Annotated in this window: 15 protein-coding genes; 7 read left to right on the top strand and 8 right to left on the bottom strand. The window is 68.7% G+C overall.

Annotation, left to right across the window (positions count from 1 at the left end):
- Window positions 1-38: 38 nt before the first annotated feature.
- Complete coding sequence (locus tag QMO76_RS10295) at window positions 39-1,226, top strand: aminotransferase class V-fold PLP-dependent enzyme (protein WP_306360968.1); 1,188 nt, start codon at window positions 39-41, stop codon at window positions 1,224-1,226.
- Between the two features lie 108 nt (window positions 1,227-1,334).
- The gene (locus tag QMO76_RS10300) at window positions 1,335-3,005 is read left to right on the top strand and encodes a fatty acyl-AMP ligase (protein ID WP_306360969.1); all 1,671 of its coding nucleotides are present in this window, start codon (window positions 1,335-1,337) and stop codon (window positions 3,003-3,005) included.
- On the opposite strand, the gene QMO76_RS10305 is transcribed toward QMO76_RS10300, so the two are convergent.
- From QMO76_RS10305 to QMO76_RS10315, 3 genes are read right to left on the bottom strand one after another with little or no spacing between them, the layout of a single operon-like run.
- On the bottom strand, window positions 2,991-3,197 hold the full coding sequence (locus QMO76_RS10305) for a 4-oxalocrotonate tautomerase family protein (protein WP_306360970.1): 207 nt from the start codon (window positions 3,195-3,197) through the stop codon (window positions 2,991-2,993). The genes QMO76_RS10300 and QMO76_RS10305 overlap by 15 nt on opposite strands.
- A 1-nt stretch (window position 3,198) precedes the next feature.
- Complete coding sequence (locus tag QMO76_RS10310; RefSeq protein WP_306360971.1) at window positions 3,199-3,756, bottom strand: nuclear transport factor 2 family protein; 558 nt, start codon at window positions 3,754-3,756, stop codon at window positions 3,199-3,201.
- On the bottom strand, window positions 3,753-4,337 hold the full coding sequence (locus QMO76_RS10315; RefSeq protein WP_306360972.1) for a flavodoxin family protein: 585 nt from the start codon (window positions 4,335-4,337) through the stop codon (window positions 3,753-3,755). Before QMO76_RS10315 ends, QMO76_RS10310 begins: the two co-directional genes overlap by 4 nt.
- Before the next feature lie 95 nt (window positions 4,338-4,432).
- Here QMO76_RS10315 and QMO76_RS10320 point away from each other — a divergent pair, with 95 nt between their 5' ends.
- Window positions 4,433-5,332 carry a LysR family transcriptional regulator gene (locus QMO76_RS10320; protein ID WP_306360973.1) on the top strand — a complete coding sequence of 300 codons (900 nt, stop codon included), beginning with the start codon at window positions 4,433-4,435 and terminating at the stop codon, window positions 5,330-5,332.
- 81 nt (window positions 5,333-5,413) lie between these two features.
- Here QMO76_RS10320 and pth read toward each other — a convergent pair whose 3' ends face one another.
- Window positions 5,414-5,995 (bottom strand): aminoacyl-tRNA hydrolase, encoded by a 582-nt coding sequence (gene pth, locus QMO76_RS10325; protein ID WP_306360974.1) that lies wholly within the window; start codon window positions 5,993-5,995, stop codon window positions 5,414-5,416.
- Window positions 5,996-6,016: 21 nt separating this feature from the next.
- Window positions 6,017-6,625 (bottom strand): 50S ribosomal protein L25/general stress protein Ctc, encoded by a 609-nt coding sequence (locus QMO76_RS10330; protein WP_306360975.1) that lies wholly within the window; start codon window positions 6,623-6,625, stop codon window positions 6,017-6,019.
- A gap of 611 nt (window positions 6,626-7,236) precedes the next feature.
- On the opposite strand from QMO76_RS10330, the gene QMO76_RS10335 reads away from it, so the two are divergent.
- Window positions 7,237-7,626, top strand: coding sequence for a VOC family protein (locus QMO76_RS10335; protein WP_306361148.1), 390 nt, complete (start codon window positions 7,237-7,239; stop codon window positions 7,624-7,626).
- A gap of 130 nt (window positions 7,627-7,756) precedes the next feature.
- Entirely contained in the window at window positions 7,757-9,379 is a 1,623-nt protein-coding gene (locus tag QMO76_RS10340) for a peptide chain release factor 3 (RefSeq protein WP_306360976.1), read from the top strand.
- An 85-nt stretch (window positions 9,380-9,464) separates the two neighbouring features.
- Here QMO76_RS10340 and QMO76_RS10345 read toward each other — a convergent pair whose 3' ends face one another.
- Window positions 9,465-9,983, bottom strand: coding sequence for a nuclear transport factor 2 family protein (locus tag QMO76_RS10345; RefSeq protein ID WP_306360977.1), 519 nt, complete (start codon window positions 9,981-9,983; stop codon window positions 9,465-9,467).
- A gap of 108 nt (window positions 9,984-10,091) precedes the next feature.
- A complete protein-coding gene (locus tag QMO76_RS10350; RefSeq protein WP_306360978.1) occupies window positions 10,092-10,970 on the bottom strand; it encodes an Abi-alpha family protein in 879 nt (292 codons plus the stop codon).
- A 362-nt stretch (window positions 10,971-11,332) separates the two neighbouring features.
- On the opposite strand from QMO76_RS10350, the gene QMO76_RS10355 reads away from it, so the two are divergent.
- On the top strand, window positions 11,333-12,673 hold the full coding sequence (locus tag QMO76_RS10355; RefSeq protein WP_306360979.1) for a hypothetical protein: 1,341 nt from the start codon (window positions 11,333-11,335) through the stop codon (window positions 12,671-12,673).
- Window positions 12,664-13,497 carry an Abi-alpha family protein gene (locus tag QMO76_RS10360; protein WP_306360980.1) on the top strand — a complete coding sequence of 278 codons (834 nt, stop codon included), beginning with the start codon at window positions 12,664-12,666 and terminating at the stop codon, window positions 13,495-13,497. Before QMO76_RS10355 ends, QMO76_RS10360 begins: the two co-directional genes overlap by 10 nt.
- Window positions 13,498-13,716: 219 nt before the next feature.
- On the opposite strand, the gene QMO76_RS10365 is transcribed toward QMO76_RS10360, so the two are convergent.
- The gene (locus tag QMO76_RS10365) at window positions 13,717-15,561 is read right to left on the bottom strand and encodes an ABC-F family ATP-binding cassette domain-containing protein (protein WP_306360981.1); all 1,845 of its coding nucleotides are present in this window, start codon (window positions 15,559-15,561) and stop codon (window positions 13,717-13,719) included.
- Window positions 15,562-15,579: the final 18 nt, after the last annotated feature.

Here is a 15,579-nt window from a genome sequence, read left to right on the forward strand (position 1 = left end):
GACGGGTCGCCGGCAAACCAGTCGATATGGTCGATGACATGCTGAACCTCTCCGAGTTGCGCGCCGACACCCCTGGTTGCGAGGGCCGGGTATTCCTCGACAGCGCCGGTTCCTCACTGCCGCCGCGCGTAGTCGTCGACACCGCCGTCGGCCATCTGCGCCGCGAGGCGGAGATCGGCGGCTACCGCGCCGCCAACGAACGCCTCGACGACCTGCACGCCGTCAAGACCGCCATCGGCACGCTGATCAATGCCGACGCCGACGCCATCGCGCTCAGCGACAGCGCCAGCCGGGCGTGGAGCGACTTCTTCTACTCGGTGCCGCTGGGGCCCGGCGACCGCATTCTGATCTCGGGCACCGACTACGGCAGCAATGCCATCGCGGCACTCCAGCGCGCCCGCCGCACCGGGGCCACGGTGGAGGCCATCCCCGGCGACGGCAGCGGTCAACTCGACCTGGACGCCCTCGCGGCCATGATGGACGAGCGGGTGAAGCTGGTGTCGCTGGTGCACGTGCCCACCAACGGCGGCCTGGTGAACCCGGTCGCCGACGCCACCCGCATCGCGCACCGGGAGGGCGCGCTGGTGCTGCTGGACGCCTGCCAGTCCACCGGGCAGCTCCCCCTCGACGTGGCCGAGCTACAGGTGGACGCCCTGTCGGCCACCGGCCGCAAATGGCTGCGCGGCCCGCGCGGCACCGGTTTCCTGTACGTGCGCCCCGAACTCGCGGCCACCATGGAACCCGGACGACTCGATCTGAACAGCGCCGAATGGACCGCACCGGACGACTACCGCCTGGCCGACGGGGCGAGACGCTTCGAGTTCTGGGAATGCGATGTGGCCGCGCGCCTCGGCCTGGGCGCGGCCGTGCGATACCTGCTCGACCTGGGTCCGGCGCAGGTCTACCAGGCCATCGCCGAACGCGCCGAGTACCTGCGCAAGGCACTGGCCGAGATCGGCGGCGTCACCGTGCACGACCGCGGCACCCAGCACGCGGGCATCGTGTCCTTCACCGTCGCCGGATTCGAGCCCGCGGATGTGCGCGACCGGCTCGCCGCCGAGTCGGTGACCGTCACCGTGAGCCAGCGCGGATCCACCCTGCTCGATATGACGGCCCGCGATCTGCGCGCGGTGGTCCGCGCCTCGCCGCACTGCTTCGTCAGCTTCGACGACCTGGACCGATTCGTCGCAGCAGTCACGACACTCACGAAACGAACCAATCGGTAACACGCCGACGTACACCCTCCTGTTAGGCGAAACCGGGTTAACAGACCCGCGTGTCGGCGGGATAGTGGGAGTGTCCCCGACCGCGGAGACAGGGTGAGGGAGTGCGACGTGAGCCGGTTCACCGAGGAAATGTATGCGACGGCACGGACATCGGTTCGCGGGCTGGTGACCGGTGAGCCGGATGCACCGCTGCGCCAGACCTGGGGCGAGATCCACGCCATCGCGCGGCGCATGGCGGGCGGGCTGGCGGCGGCGGGTATCGGACACCGGGACGCGGTGGGCGTGCTGGCGGGGATGCCGGTGGATATCGCGCCCGCCTGCCAGGGCATCTGGATGCGCGGGGCGTCCATCACCATGCTGCATCAGCCGACGCCGCGCACCGACCTCCAGATGTGGGCGCGCGATACCGAGACGGTGCTGCGCATGATCGACGCCCGCGCCGTCGTGCTGGGTGCCCCCTTCGAGGCCGCCGCGCCACTGCTGGTCGAACGCGGCATCACGGTGGTGCTCATGGACGAGCTGCGCGGCGGTGCGGATACCGATCCGCTGCCCACCGAGGAATCCGATATCGCGTTGCAGCAGCTGACCTCCGGGTCCACGGGTTCGCCCAAGGCGGTGCGGATAACGCACGGGAATTTCTTCGTCAATGCCTACGCCATGTTCGATCGGGTGAAATTCCAGCTCGACGACGATGTGATGGTCAGCTGGCTGCCGCTGTTCCACGATATGGGAATGGTCGGATTCCTCAGTGTGCCGATGCAATTCGGCGCGGAAGTGGTGTGCGTAACGCCGCTGGACTTCCTGCGGCGGCCGATGCTGTGGGCGGAGCTTATTTCCAAGTACCGGGGAACCGTTACCGCGGCACCGAATTTCGCCTACTCGCTATTGGCCCGCAAACTGCGGATGGCGGCGGACGACGCGGTCGATCTCAGCAGTGTGCGCTATATGTGGAACGGCGCGGAACCGGTCGATCCCGACACCATGGACGCCCTGGCCGCGGCCGGTAGGCGCTTCGGGCTCAACCCCATGGCTCTCACCCCCGTATACGGCATGGCCGAAACCACCCTGGCCGTGTCGATTCCGGATCCCGGACTCGGGCAGGTGGTCGATATCGTCGACGCCGACCTGCTGGAGGCGATCGGCAAGGCGGTGCCCGTCCGGCATCCCGAACACCACTACGGCAATCTGCGCCGCCTGCCCACCCTCGGCTATCTGGTCGACAATCTGGAGGGCCGGGTGGTGGACGCCGACCGGCAGCCGCTGCCGGTGCGTTCGGTCGGAGTCATCGAATTGCGTGGTCCGGCGGTGACTTCCGGCTACGTCACCGTGGACGGCTTCCGCAGCGCACAGGACGCGGACGGCTGGCTCGACACCGGGGATATCGGATACTTCACCGAGGAGAACCTGGTGGTGGTGTGCGGCCGCATCAAGGATGTGATCATCATGGGCGGCCGCAACATCTTCCCCACCGATATCGAGCGAGCGGCCATGCGGGTCTTGGGCGTTCGGCCCGGCAACGCGGTGGCGGTGCGTCTGGACGCGGGTCAGAAGCGCGAGAGCTTCGCCGTGGTGGTGGAGAGCAATGAGCATCAGCACCCCGAGGAGGTGCGGCGCATCGAACACGAGGTGGTGCACGCCGTGTTCACCGAGGTGGGTGTGCGCCCGCGCAGTGTGACCGTACTCGGCCCCGGGGCGCTGCCGAAGACCTCCTCCGGCAAACTCCGCCGCGCCGCCACCGCCCAACTGTCCCGCTCCACCGGACCTTCAGCGACCGACTGAGCGCCGGTACTCCGCCACGGGCAGGCCACCGATGCCCCAATCATCGAGGGACACTTCATCGATCACGACGAAGGTGGTGGCCGGGTCCTTGTGCAGCACCCGCGCCAGCAGGTCGGTGACGCCCGTGATGAGTTCCGCCTTCTGCTCGCGGGTGACACCCTCATCGGTGATCTTGATGTTGACATAGGGCATATCAGTTCTCCACGAGGTCGTAGTGGAAGACCTTGGCGATGATCCGCCAGCGGCCGTCCACCTGAACGAAGGTGAGCAGATCGGTGAATCGTTTGGGCCCGAGCGCGCATTCGACACGCGCCAGGGCGGTGACGGGACCGGCCGACTCGACCGACAGGATGCGGTCGTGCCGCTCGTCACCGCGGGTCGCGGGCGCTTCCCGTGCCGCGACGATCGGGAAGTACTCGGCCATGGTGAGCCGCAGCAACGATCCCTCGGTCGCGGTGGCGTAGATCGCCTGCGGATGGAAGACCTTGTCCAGCAAGGCGATATCGCCGTAGTAGAGCCCGTCGAAGTACAACCGCAGCGCCTCCCGGACACCCGTTTCGGCACCGCCGCCCACCGCCGCACCGCCACTCGCCGCCGAGTGCCGGACCACGCCGTTTCCGTGCGCCCCGCCGCCAGGCGCGGGCGAACCGTCACGCACCCCGGCATCCCGGTGGACCGCCGCGGCGGGCCTGGTTTCCGCGAGATCGCGTGCCCGGCCGTCGCCGGACCCCGCCGTCCTCCCGGTGCTCATGAGCCGACCCGCGCGAGCGAGCGGTCGCCCGTCCACCGCACCGTCGCGGCGGCGACGCGTCGGCCCAGGTGTTCGGCGGTGGCGAGATCGCCCGGACCCGGGGCGACCTCCGGTGCGGCGTCAGCGGGCGCGTGCGCCATCGCGCCGAGGAAACCGCCGACGCGGTTGAGGTCGGCCGGTTCCTCGAAGCTGCCGGGCAGCAGGCCGAGCCCCACCCACACCATGCCGTGCTGCATGGCGAACAGCGACAGCGCTTGCAGCGTCGCGAGTTTGTCGCCGCTCACCCCCGCCGAGGTGGTGAATCCCGCCGCCAGCTTGTCCCGCCACTGCTGCTGCGCCCACCGACCCGATGTGGCGTCCAGGAACCCCTTGAACGGTGCCGACGGCCCGCCCATGTAGGTGGGGGTGCCGAAGATGATGGCGTCGGCGGCATCGATGGCGGCCCAGGCGGATTCGTACTCGTCGACGGACACGAGGGTGACCTCGACGCCCGGCACCGAGGCCGCGCCCCGGCGCACTGCCTCGGCCTGCTCGCGGGTGTGGCCGAAGCCGCTGTGGTAGACGACGACGATGGTGCTCATCTGCGATTCCTTTCAACTGGTGGCGAGACCAACGCTAGGAACCGCGAAGAGATAACACCACGACATAGCTTGGATAGCGCATATAAGCTGAAGTTATGGATGTCGATATCCGTGACCTCGAACTGCTGGAGGCGCTCGGCAGTCACGGCACGCTGACCGCCGCCGCCCGCCACCTCTACGTCAGCCAGCCCGCGCTGAGCCAGCGGCTGCTGCGGTTGGAGGGCCGCCTCGGCCTGCCGCTGTTCGACCGGCGCGGACGGAATCTGGTGCCCAACGACGCCGGTCGGCGCATGCTCCAGGCCGCCGGCAGCGCGCTGGGCGAATTGCGCTCGGCGCGTATGGATCTGCTCGAACTCGGCACGGGCCGCACCCGCCCGGTGCGCATCGCGTCCCAGTGCGCGGCCAGCTACGAGTGGATGCCGATGGTGCTCACCCGTTTCCGCCAGCGCATGCCCGATGCCGAGATTCGCGTCGAGACCGTGCGCGATGACGAGATGATCGACGCCCTGCTCGAGGATCGGCTCGATGTCGCCATGATCGCCAAACTGGATCGCCGCATGGACCGGGTGCGGCTGGAGCGGCTGTTCGACGACGAAATGCGCGCGGTGGTGGCGGCCGGCCATCCGTGGGCGCGGCGCGACCACGTGACCGCCGCCGACTTCGACGACGTACACCTGGTGCTTCCGGATTCCTATGACCAGCAGCGGATTCCGGCACCGCCGCTGCCGGTGCCGGAGGGCGCCCGCTACGGTCGGCTGACCACGGTGGCGACCGGATTCGATGTGGTCATCGAACTCGTCGCGACGGGAGATTCGGTGACGGTCATGCCCGCCTGGGTCGCCGAGCGGACTCGGGGGCGCGACGATGTGACAACCGTCCGCGTGGGGGCCGTCGCGGAGCGGCGGACCTGGTACTGCGCCACCCGGCACGATGAGACGTCCACGCCCGTCATGACTTTCGTTGAGCTGGTGATCGAGCAGCTGAGTCGCCGCTGACCCGCTCGGGGCCGCGGTGCAGCTGATACCTCAGCGCAGCCGGTACTTCAGCACAGCCGGTACCCCGGCGCAGCCGGTACCTCAGTGCAGCTGGTTCTGCGCCGGTTCCAGGCCGACGCGCAGCAGCAGTTCCACCGCGTCGGCGGCCTGCTCGACGATCACCGGGAGCTCTTTGCGCTCGGTGCCGGAGAACGGCTTCAGCACGAAGTCGGCGGGGTCCTGACGGCCGGGCGGTCGGCCGATGCCGAAGCGGACCCGCAGGTAGTCCTTGGTGGTGAGCGACTGGGAGACCGAGCGCAGGCCGTTGTGGCCGCCCTCGCCGCCCCCGCGCTTCAAACGCACCGTGCCGAACGGCAGATCGAGTTCGTCGTGCACCGCGATGACCTCGGTCGCGGGCACGGAGAAGAAGCGGGCCAGCGCGGCGACCGGGCGGCCGGACAGGTTCATGAAGGTGCGCGGCTTGGCGATCAGCACCTTGCGCCCGTCCAGGCGCGCCTCCAGCAGGTCCGCGCCGGACTTCTTGTGCACGGTGAAACGACCGCCGACGCGCCCCGCGAGCACGTCGGCGACCAGGAAACCGACATTGTGCCGGGTGCGCTCGTATTCGGGTCCGGGATTACCCAGACCGACCACCAGCGCGGGCCCGGCTGTTGCCTCGGTCATGTGAACCGTTGCGGAGCAGTATTACTCGGCGGCTTCGGCGTCAGCCTCGCCGTCGGCCGCACTCTCGCCCTCGGCGGCCTCGGCGGCCGGGGCGGCGATGATGTTGACGATCAGCGCGTCGGCGTCGCCGGCCAGGGTCACGCCCTTGGGCAGGGCGATCTCACCGGCGGTGATCTGGGTGCCGGCCTCGATGCCCTCGACGGAGACCTCGATGGCCTCGGGCAGCTTCATGGCGTCGGCCTCGACGGACAGGGTGGTGGTCTCCTGGGTCACCAGGGTGCCCGCGGCGGCGTCGCCGACCAGGGTCACGTGCACGTCGGCGACGACCTTCTCGCCGCGCTTGATGACCAGCAGGTCGGCGTGCTCGATGTAGCGGCGGATCGGGTGAACGACCACCGACTTGGTCATCGCCAGCTGCTTCTTGCCGCCGATCTCCAGGTTCAGGATGGCGTTGGCGCCGTGCTCACGCAGGATGGCGGCGAAGGCCTGGGCGTTCACGGCCAGGTGCTGGGGATCGGAGTTGTGGCCGTACAGCACGGCGGGAACATTGCCGTCGCGACGGGTGCGACGCGCGGCGCCCTTGCCGAACTCGGTGCGTACGGTGGCTTCGAGAAGGTTGGCGTCGGACATGAGAGGTTCTACTCCTACGGCTCGGACTCTGTCGGCTGCACACCAGGGGACCCATCCCCGGTTGGTGTTGGTCTGCTCGTCCGGCAAGGGAGAACGAACATGGACGGCCGATAGCCGAGCCGCGTCGATCACGGTGGGCACAGGTGCCAACACCCTCGCCGAGACAACCCGAAGAGATTAACACGGGCGGAATCCACCCCGAAAACGCACCCCCGTCCCGGGGCGTGCCACATGCGCCGCTTCGAAGCCTAGATCCCTCTCGCGCGGACCGCACCCCGAATTGTCCAAACCGATCAGTCTCTGCACCGCGCACCCGTCCGGACGCACAGCGCGACGCCACCACTCACCGCCACCACGGGACGCCACCACGCACCACCACCAACCACCGCGCACCGCCACCAACCACCGCGCACCGCCACCAACCACCAGCCATTACGCACCGCCACCACGCGACGCCGTCCGCTACGCACCGCGAGTGCGGCGACCGACTCCCCGCGCGCCGACGCCGCATGCCCCGCCCGGCCCTGCCCGGTCACCGGCGTCGCCGCGGTCCGCGCACGATCTCGGCTCCAGGTCCGGGATCGGCGCAGCCTAGAATCGCGGGGGTGAGCATGGTGCGACTGGGATCCATCACCCTCGATTGCGATGACCCCGCCGCCCTGGCGGCCTTCTGGTCGACACTGCTCGGCGGGGAGATCACCTACTCCAGCGCGACCGTCGCGGTGACCCGGGTCGGCGACCTGCTGGTGTCCGCGACCCGCGTCGAGGACTATCGCCCGCCCACCTGGCCCGAGGACGCCCTGCCCAAGCAGATCCACCTGGACCTCGGCGCGGACGACCTGGATGCGGCCGAAGCCGAAGCCGTCCTGGCCGGTGCCACCCCGGTGGTGAAACAACCCGCCCCCGAACGCTTCCGGGTGCTCTTGGACCCGGCCGGACACCCGTTCTGCCTGACCTTGAACGCCAACCTCACCCGCCTCGGCCTGCGGCCTGACACCTGACCGCGAGTTCGGGAGGCTCCGGGGCGGTATCGAGCCGGTGCGCTCCCCCTGAACCTGTCCAGCCCAGGGGCGGGCGGGCAAGTCCGGCCCGCTACCCTGGATCGGTTGCCGATGTCCCGAAGGAGCTCCCGTGACTTCCCCGACCACCCCGACCGACACCGTCCCGCGACGGTTGGCCGACGAGGTCTCGAGGCGGCGCACCTTCGCGGTGATCTCGCATCCCGACGCCGGCAAGTCCACGCTCACCGAGGCCCTGGCCCTGCACGCCAAGGTGATCTCCGAGGCCGGAGCCATCCACGGCAAGTCCGGGCGCAAGTCGACCGTCTCCGACTGGATGGAGATGGAGAAGGCGCGCGGCATCTCGGTCAGCTCGACCGCCCTGCAGTTCGAGTACGGCGACTGCGTCATCAATCTGGTGGACACCCCGGGTCACTCCGACTTCTCCGAGGACACCTACCGCGTGCTCACCGCGGTCGACGCCGCGGTCATGCTCATCGACGCCGCCAAGGGCCTGGAACCGCAGACGCTCAAGCTGTTCCAGGTCGCGCGCGATCGCGGCATCCCGGTCGTCACGGTGATCAACAAATGGGACCGGCCGGGTCAGGCCCCGCTCGAACTGCTCGACGAGATCGTGGACCGGATCGGGCTCACCCCCACCCCGCTGTTCCTGCCGGTCGGCATCGCGGGTGACTTCCGCGGCCTGTTGCGGCGCGGCGAGGAGGGCGCTCCCGTCGAGTACATCCACTTCACCCGCACCGCGGGCGGCGCGACCATCGCGCCCGAGGAGCACTACACCCCGGAGCAGGCACTCGAACGCGAGGGCGATGTCTGGGTCACCGCCGCCGAGGAGAGCGAACTGCTCTCCGCCGCGGGCCAGGACCACGACCAGGAGCTGTTCCTCGCGGGCCACACCTCACCGGTCATCTACGCCTCCGCCATGCTGAATTTCGGTGTGCGCCAACTGCTCGAGACGCTGGTGCGGCTCGCCCCGCCGCCCGCCGCCCGCAAGGACGTGAACGGCGGAACGCGCGAGACGACCGATCCGTTCAGCGCGGTGGTGTTCAAGGTGCAGGCCGGTATGGACACCGCCCACCGTGACCGGCTGGCCTTCATGCGCGTGGTCTCCGGCGAGTTCGAGCGCGGCATGGTGGTGACGCACGCCCAGACCGGACGACCGTTCGCCACCAAGTACGCGCTCACCGTCTTCGGCCGCGAGCGCACCACGGTCGACACCGCCTATCCGGGCGATGTGGTCGGCCTGGTCAACGCCAATGCGCTGGCCCCGGGCCACACCCTCTTCGCCGGGAAGAAGGTGGAGTTTCCGCCCATCCCGTCCTTCGCGCCGGAGCACTTCGCCACCCTGCGCGCCCGGAGCGCGGGCAAGTACAAGCAGTTCCGCAAGGCCATCGACCAGCTCGATTCCGAGGGCGTGGTGCAGGTGCTGCGCAACGACGTGCGCGGCGACGCCACCCCGGTGCTGGCCGCCGTCGGCCCGATGCAGTTCGAGGTCGTCACCGCCCGCATGCAGGCGGAATTCACTGTCGAGACCCAGCTGGACCGCCTCCCCTACTCGCTGGCCCGGCGCACCGACGCCGAATCGGCCCCGGAACTGTCCCGCCAGCGCGGCGTCGAGGTGTTCACCCGCAGCGACGGCGTGCTGCTGGCGCTGTTCGGCGACAAGTGGAAGTTGCAGTACATCCAGAAGGAGCTGCCGAACCTCACCCTCGAACCCCTGGTCGCGGGCGTGGAATAGACCGGCTCGCGGCGGCCCGTCGCCCGCTCGGACGAGAGCGCGCGGGCCGTCGGTGCGTCCGGAGACCGCTCAGCCCATGGACCGCTCAGCCCATGGTCGCTTCGGGCGGGCCGGGCTCGCCGCGATTCGCATCCGCGGGTTCGCGGGCGATGAGCCCCCAGCGGCTGGAGGTGAGCCGCAGACTGGGCAGGTCGGAGAGGGACAGCACCACCTCGTAGGTGCGTTCGTAGCCGGTGTGTGCGATACGCCAGCACCCGTCCCCGCACTTCACGTACTTGTCGGTGTAGAAGGCCGCCCCGCGTAGCAGCATATTGTGGCCGGGGATGAGCACGGTGTCGGCCAGGTACCAGGTGCCGGTGGCCGTATCGCCGTCCACGTCGATCTCCGGGTGGTCGCAGCGGTGTTCGGTGATGACGTGCGGTCCGAGCGTGTTCCGCATGAAAGCGAGGAAGGCGTCGCGGGATTCGAACTGCAGATACTCGCTGTAGGTGGCGGTCGCCTCCGGGACCATGGTGTCGGCGAACTCGTCCCACGCCTTGGTGTCCAGGGCGCGCAGGTAGCGGAACTTCAGCCGGCTGATCGCGGCGACGGCATCGGCGTCCATACCTCCCACAATCCCATCACGGATACGGGATTCTCGCCGATTGGCGCAGATCTGTACCGATTCGCTATCGCCCCGGCATCCCAGCGGTATCGAATGCCGGACCGGCGGTCACGAGTCGATGTTGAAGCAGGTGTGGCAGAAGTCCTCGCCGAACTCGGTCAGCCGCAGACTCTTCCGCACGATCTTGGGCACCCGTCCGGCCTTCTTCAGGGCCGCCTCCACCACGGGCTGCACCTCGAGCACCATGTAGCGACTCAGCACCACCGGATCGTCGGAGGTCGCGGTCAGGCCCAACCGGTTCAGGTTGATCAGATAGAGGCGTGACCGGTCCGGATAGCGCACGCCCGCCTGCTCGGGCACCGAGGTCAGATCGCCCGCCACCAGTTCCGAACCGATGCCGAGCGGCCGGTTGGTGCGCACGTCCACCGACGGCTGCGGGCCGTTCAAGGCCATGAATCGCAGAATGCGCGCCTCATCGGGAGCCAGTTCGTCGAGAATGCGGTCGTAGGCGGGATGCACGGCCTCGGTGAAGTACACATCCGCCGATCGCGCCAGCAGCGCGTCGCCGCGGCGGCGCAGATCCTCCGCGCTGGCCGAGCGGATGAGGCTGCCGTTGACCGGCAGCGCCTGGTGCGCCGGACCCACGGGCGTGGGCACATAGCTGACGATCTCGCGCACCGACCCCTCGGTGACGCCGAGTGCGCTGCGCGCGATGGACCGCAGCGCCGCCCCCGTCCGCTCGGCGATATCGGCCGACGACTCGCCGTCCAACGCGGCCTGGGTGAGCTGTTTGGTGATCTCGAACGAGGTGTCGACCGCCCACTGCCCGCTGCGCACCGCCGTGCCGACCGCCAGGCCGGCCGCACGGAATGCCCCGCGAATCAGCCGCGCCTCATTGCTGATCTGCCGCTGCTCCACATCCGAGCTGCGCTCCACGGCACGGGAACCCGGACGGACCACCGCTTGCCCGGTCCTGTCGTCTGCCACGTCTACTCCGAAGTTCGCCAGGTGAACGAAACCGTTCACAGATTATGCCGCCGACAGACCCCAGGCACGGTGAACCGGTCAGCCATGCGAAGGCTACCCCGTCCTCGCCCGGCGACACTCGCCCAACATGACCCCCGACACCGTCAACCGAATGGGATATGGCTGTGGTCCCCGCCATTGTGGCGGCAGCGCCCGGACGACGACACATCGGGGCGGACCATTGTGACCGAGATCTCGCCGACCGGAGAACCGCGAGTGGACCTGCTACCTGAATCGACAGTAAGGTCCGACTGCCGACGGGGTGCTAACTTGAGCGTGCCGGTACAGCGGCTCGTACCGGTAGGGGTCGGCAGGAGGGTGTCGTGCTAGAGAGTGTTTTCGGAATCCACCCGACCATTCTGCTGGAGATCATTACCATTCCGTTGTTCACGGGGGTCATCGGCTACATCACCAACTGGACCGGTGTGCTGATGCTGTTCAAACCGCTCAACTTCCACGGCGTCCGGATGCCGGGGTTGGCGGCGTTGTTTCCGTACCTGCCCAAGCGAATTCAGGTGCTGCCGCTGCTGCAGTACGACGGGCGGATGGGATGGCAGGGGATCGTTCCGTCACGTGCGGACAAGATGGCGTCCATCGCGGTGGACAAGGGGTTGGCCAAACTCGGGAGCGTCGCGGACTTCTATCGGGAACTGGAACCCGACAAACTGGCCGAACACCTGACCGAAATAGCGGAACTTCAGATCCGCGACATCGTTGAAGAGATCTTGAAGCGGGAACATCCGCAACTCTGGTACAACCTGCCGACGCAGGTCCGGGAGCTCATTCACGAACGCGTCCGGCAGCAGCTGCCGGATATTCTGCGGGAGCTCACCGATGAACTCGGCGCCAACATCGATCAACTGCTCGACGTCAAGCAGATGGTGATTCGCTACTTCCAGGCGCGCCCGCAGTTGCTGAACAGTGTTTTCCAGGTGCTGGGCGCCAAGGAACTGCGGTTCATGCAGAATTTCGGCTTCTACTTCGGCGCGCCCATGGGCCTGATCCTGGTCGCCATCCTGCAGACCGGGCGGATCTATGAGATCTCCTGGCTGAACACCTGGGTGGTGCTCCCCATCGGCGGCATCGTCATCGGCTGGGTGGTGAACTGGGTTGGCATCAACCTGATCTTCGAGCCCGCCTACCCCAAGTGGTGGTGCCCGTGGCGGCAAGGGTTGCTGATCAAGCGACAGCCCGAGATCACCGAGGGTTATGCGGAATTGGTATCGCGGGAGATCATGACCGTGGCCAATATCGGTGACGAGCTGCTCAACGGGCCGCGCTCGGACCGGACCGTGCAGATGCTGGAGGACATGCTGCGACCGGCCGCCGACCGGGCCCTCGGTCCGGCCAAGGGCGCGGTCAAGTTCATGCTCGGCAGCCGCGAGTACGACACCCTCCAGTCGACCCTCACCGCCGAGGCCACGCGCATCGCGCCCATCGCCTTCGCCGACCCGTCGTTCAATGTGCAACAGGGCAAACAGGTCTCGGAGTACATCGCCAAACAAATGTCGGCGCTGAGCCCGCCCGAGTTCGTGGACATGCTGCGATCGGCCATCAAACAAGACGAATGGCTTTTGTTCGTCCATGGCGGCGCGCTCGGGCTGCTCGCGGGCTACGCTCACATCCTGGTCTTCGGAACAGGAGTAGCGACCACATGGATCTGAGCGAATCCGATGCGGACGACGACGATCGGGAGTATTCGACCGAACTCGCCGTGCGACCGACACCGCCCGTACCGGTCGTGCCCGAACCCGAGCGCACCAGCACCGTGCGCACCACCACCGGTGTGGTGCGGGTGGCGTGGTCGGCGCTGACGGAGGTGACGGCCTGGGGCGTGGGCACCGCGCTCGGCGTCACCGGAACCGTGCTGCGCGGCAGCATGTCCGGGCAGCCGCCCCGCGAGATCCTGACCGAAGCCGGCGCCCAGGTGCGGGATTCGCTCCGGCAGGCGCTCGGGGTGCAGCACGCGCCCGGTCCCGAACCGGTGCCGGACACCGCCACGGTCACCGCGCTGCGGGCGCGCGGCGCAGAACTCCTGCGGCAGTCCGCCGATCTGCACGGGGCCGAGGAGAGCCATCCCGCCTACGCCCGCATCCTGGGCGAGCTGGCCCCCGACGAGGCCCGGATAGTCCGCTTCCTCTACCTCGACGGGCCGCAGCCCGCCATGGACATCCGCCTCAGCCGCACCTCCGGCACCCGCGGCGGCTGGTTCAACCTGCTCGGCGAGGACGCGGGGCTGCGCTATCCCAACCGCACCGACGAATACCTCACCAACCTGCGCCGCCTGGGCCTGATCGACCTGGGCCGCGAACCGCTCGGCAATCCCAACCGGTACCAACTGCTGGAAGCCATACCCGAAGCGCGAAAGCTGCTGAAACGGACCGGCTTCGGAACCAAGGTCCTCTACCGCACCATCGAGCTGACCGGCTTCGGCGGCGGCTTCGTGCGCACCTGCCTCCCGGTGCCCAGCCTGGATCAGGCGCTGTAGGCCCGCCGCGGTTCCGCCGCCGCCCCCGCGTCGTTCGCGGCGGCAGCCGACCGGAGCGGCTGCGGCTCGCGGTTCGCGGCTCACACCGGCATTGCCACGGCGGCCGTCGGCATGCGGCAGGCGCGGGAAGGCCACCCGCGGGCCGCCACCGACGAGCGACCGGAGACGGCGTGCGACCGGAGACGGCGTGCGACCGGAGGCCGCGTGTGATCGGGAGGCTCAGGCGTTGTCGGCCAGTTCGAGCCAGCGTTCCTCCGCCGCGTCCTTCTCCGCCTGCACCTGCTTCAGCTCGCCGCCCAGGGTGATGAGCTTGTCGGGATCGGTGGCCGCTTCGGCGAGGGCGGCGTGCAGCTTCCGCTCGCGGTCGGTGAGCTTCTCGATGGAGCGTTCCAGTTTGGCGAGTTCCTTGCGGGCGGCGCGGTAGGCGGCCGAATCCGTGGTGGGAGTCGCGGTATTCGCCTGGCCGCCCCCGGGTTTGGCGGGGGCGTTCCCGGCCTCGGTCAGGGCGGCACGCTTGCGCAGGTACTCCTCGATGCCGCCGGGCAGATTGGTGAGCTTTCCGTCACCGAACAGCGCCCAGGTGGAATCGCAGATGCGCTCGATCAGGTAGCGGTCGTGGGAGATCACCACCAGGGTGCCCGGCCAGTTGTCGAGCAGGTCCTCGAGCTGCTGGAGGGTGTCGATATCGAGGTCGTTGGTGGGCTCGTCGAGCAGCAGCACGTTCGGTTCGCTCATCAGAATGCGGGTGAGCTGCAACCGACGACGCTCGCCGCCGGAGAGGTCACCGACCGGGGTGCGCTGCTTGGCCGGGGTGAAGCCCAACCGCTCGGCCAGCTGACCCGCCGAGATCTCTTTGTCGCCCAGCATCATTCGCTGCGCGACATCCTGAACCGCCTCCAGTACCCGCATATCCAGCGGCAGATCGTCGAGTTCCTGCCGCAGCCAGCCGATGCGGACGGTCTGCCCCTGAATCCGCTTGCCCGCCTTCAGGTCCGTCTCACCGGCCAGGGCACGCAGCAGTGTCGTCTTGCCGGAGCCGTTGACTCCGACCAGGCCCACCCGCTCGCCGGGCGCGAGCCGCCAGGTCAGGTCGCGCACCAGCTCGCGGTCGTCGGGGGTGGCGAGGGTGACGTCCTCGAGTTCGATCACCACTCGGCCCAGGCGTTTACGCGCGAAGGAGGCCAGTTCGACGGTGTCGCGCGGCGGCGGCACATTGGCGATCAGCGCCTCGGCGGCCTCCACCCGGTAGCGCGGCTTGGAGGTGCGTGCCTGCGGGCCGCGCCGCAGCCACGCCAGCTCCTTGCGCGCCAGATTCTGCCGCCGCGCCTCGGCGGCGTCGGCCTGGCGGGCCCGCTCGGCGCGCGCGAAGATCCAGTCGTTGTAGCCGCCCTCGTAGGTCTCCACCTTCCCGCCCACCACCTCCCAGGTGCGGGTGGCGACGGTGTCGAGGAACCAGCGGTCGTGGGTGACCACCACGAGGGCGCTGCGCCGGGCCAGCAGATGCCGCGCCAGCCACTGCACACCCTCCACATCGAGGTGGTTGGTGGGCTCGTCGAGCACGAGCAGATCGAGTTCGCGCACCAGGGCCGCTGCCAAGGCGACACGGCGGCGTTCACCACCGGAGAGGTTCGTGACGAGCGTGTCCATGCCCAGATCGGCGATGCCGATGCCCTCGACCACCGACCGAATCCGCGGATCGGACGCCCACTCGTGTTCGGCCACACCGTCGGCCCCACCGCCACCCGCGGTCGAATCGGCGGACGATGCCCACATCTGCTGATCCTCCGCCAGCCCCGCCAGCACCACCTCCCCGACCGTCGCCCCGTCCGGCAGCACCCCGCGCTGCGTGACCACCGCCATGCGCAGCCCGCCCATGCGGCTCACCCGGCCGCTGTCCGGCCCCTCGATCCCGGTCAGCACCTCCAGCAGCGTGGTCTTGCCCCCGCCGTTCAGGCCGACGACCCCGATCCGGTCCCCCTCGTGAATACCGAGCGAGACATTGTCGAGCAGCGGCTTGATACCGAAGCTCTTGCCGACCTGCTCCAGATTGATCAGGTTAACCATGGGCTTGCCCGCCTCTCC

The sequence above is a fragment of the Nocardia sp. CC227C genome, assembly GCF_030767025.1.
Classification (GTDB): Bacteria; Actinomycetota; Actinomycetes; order Mycobacteriales; family Mycobacteriaceae; genus Nocardia.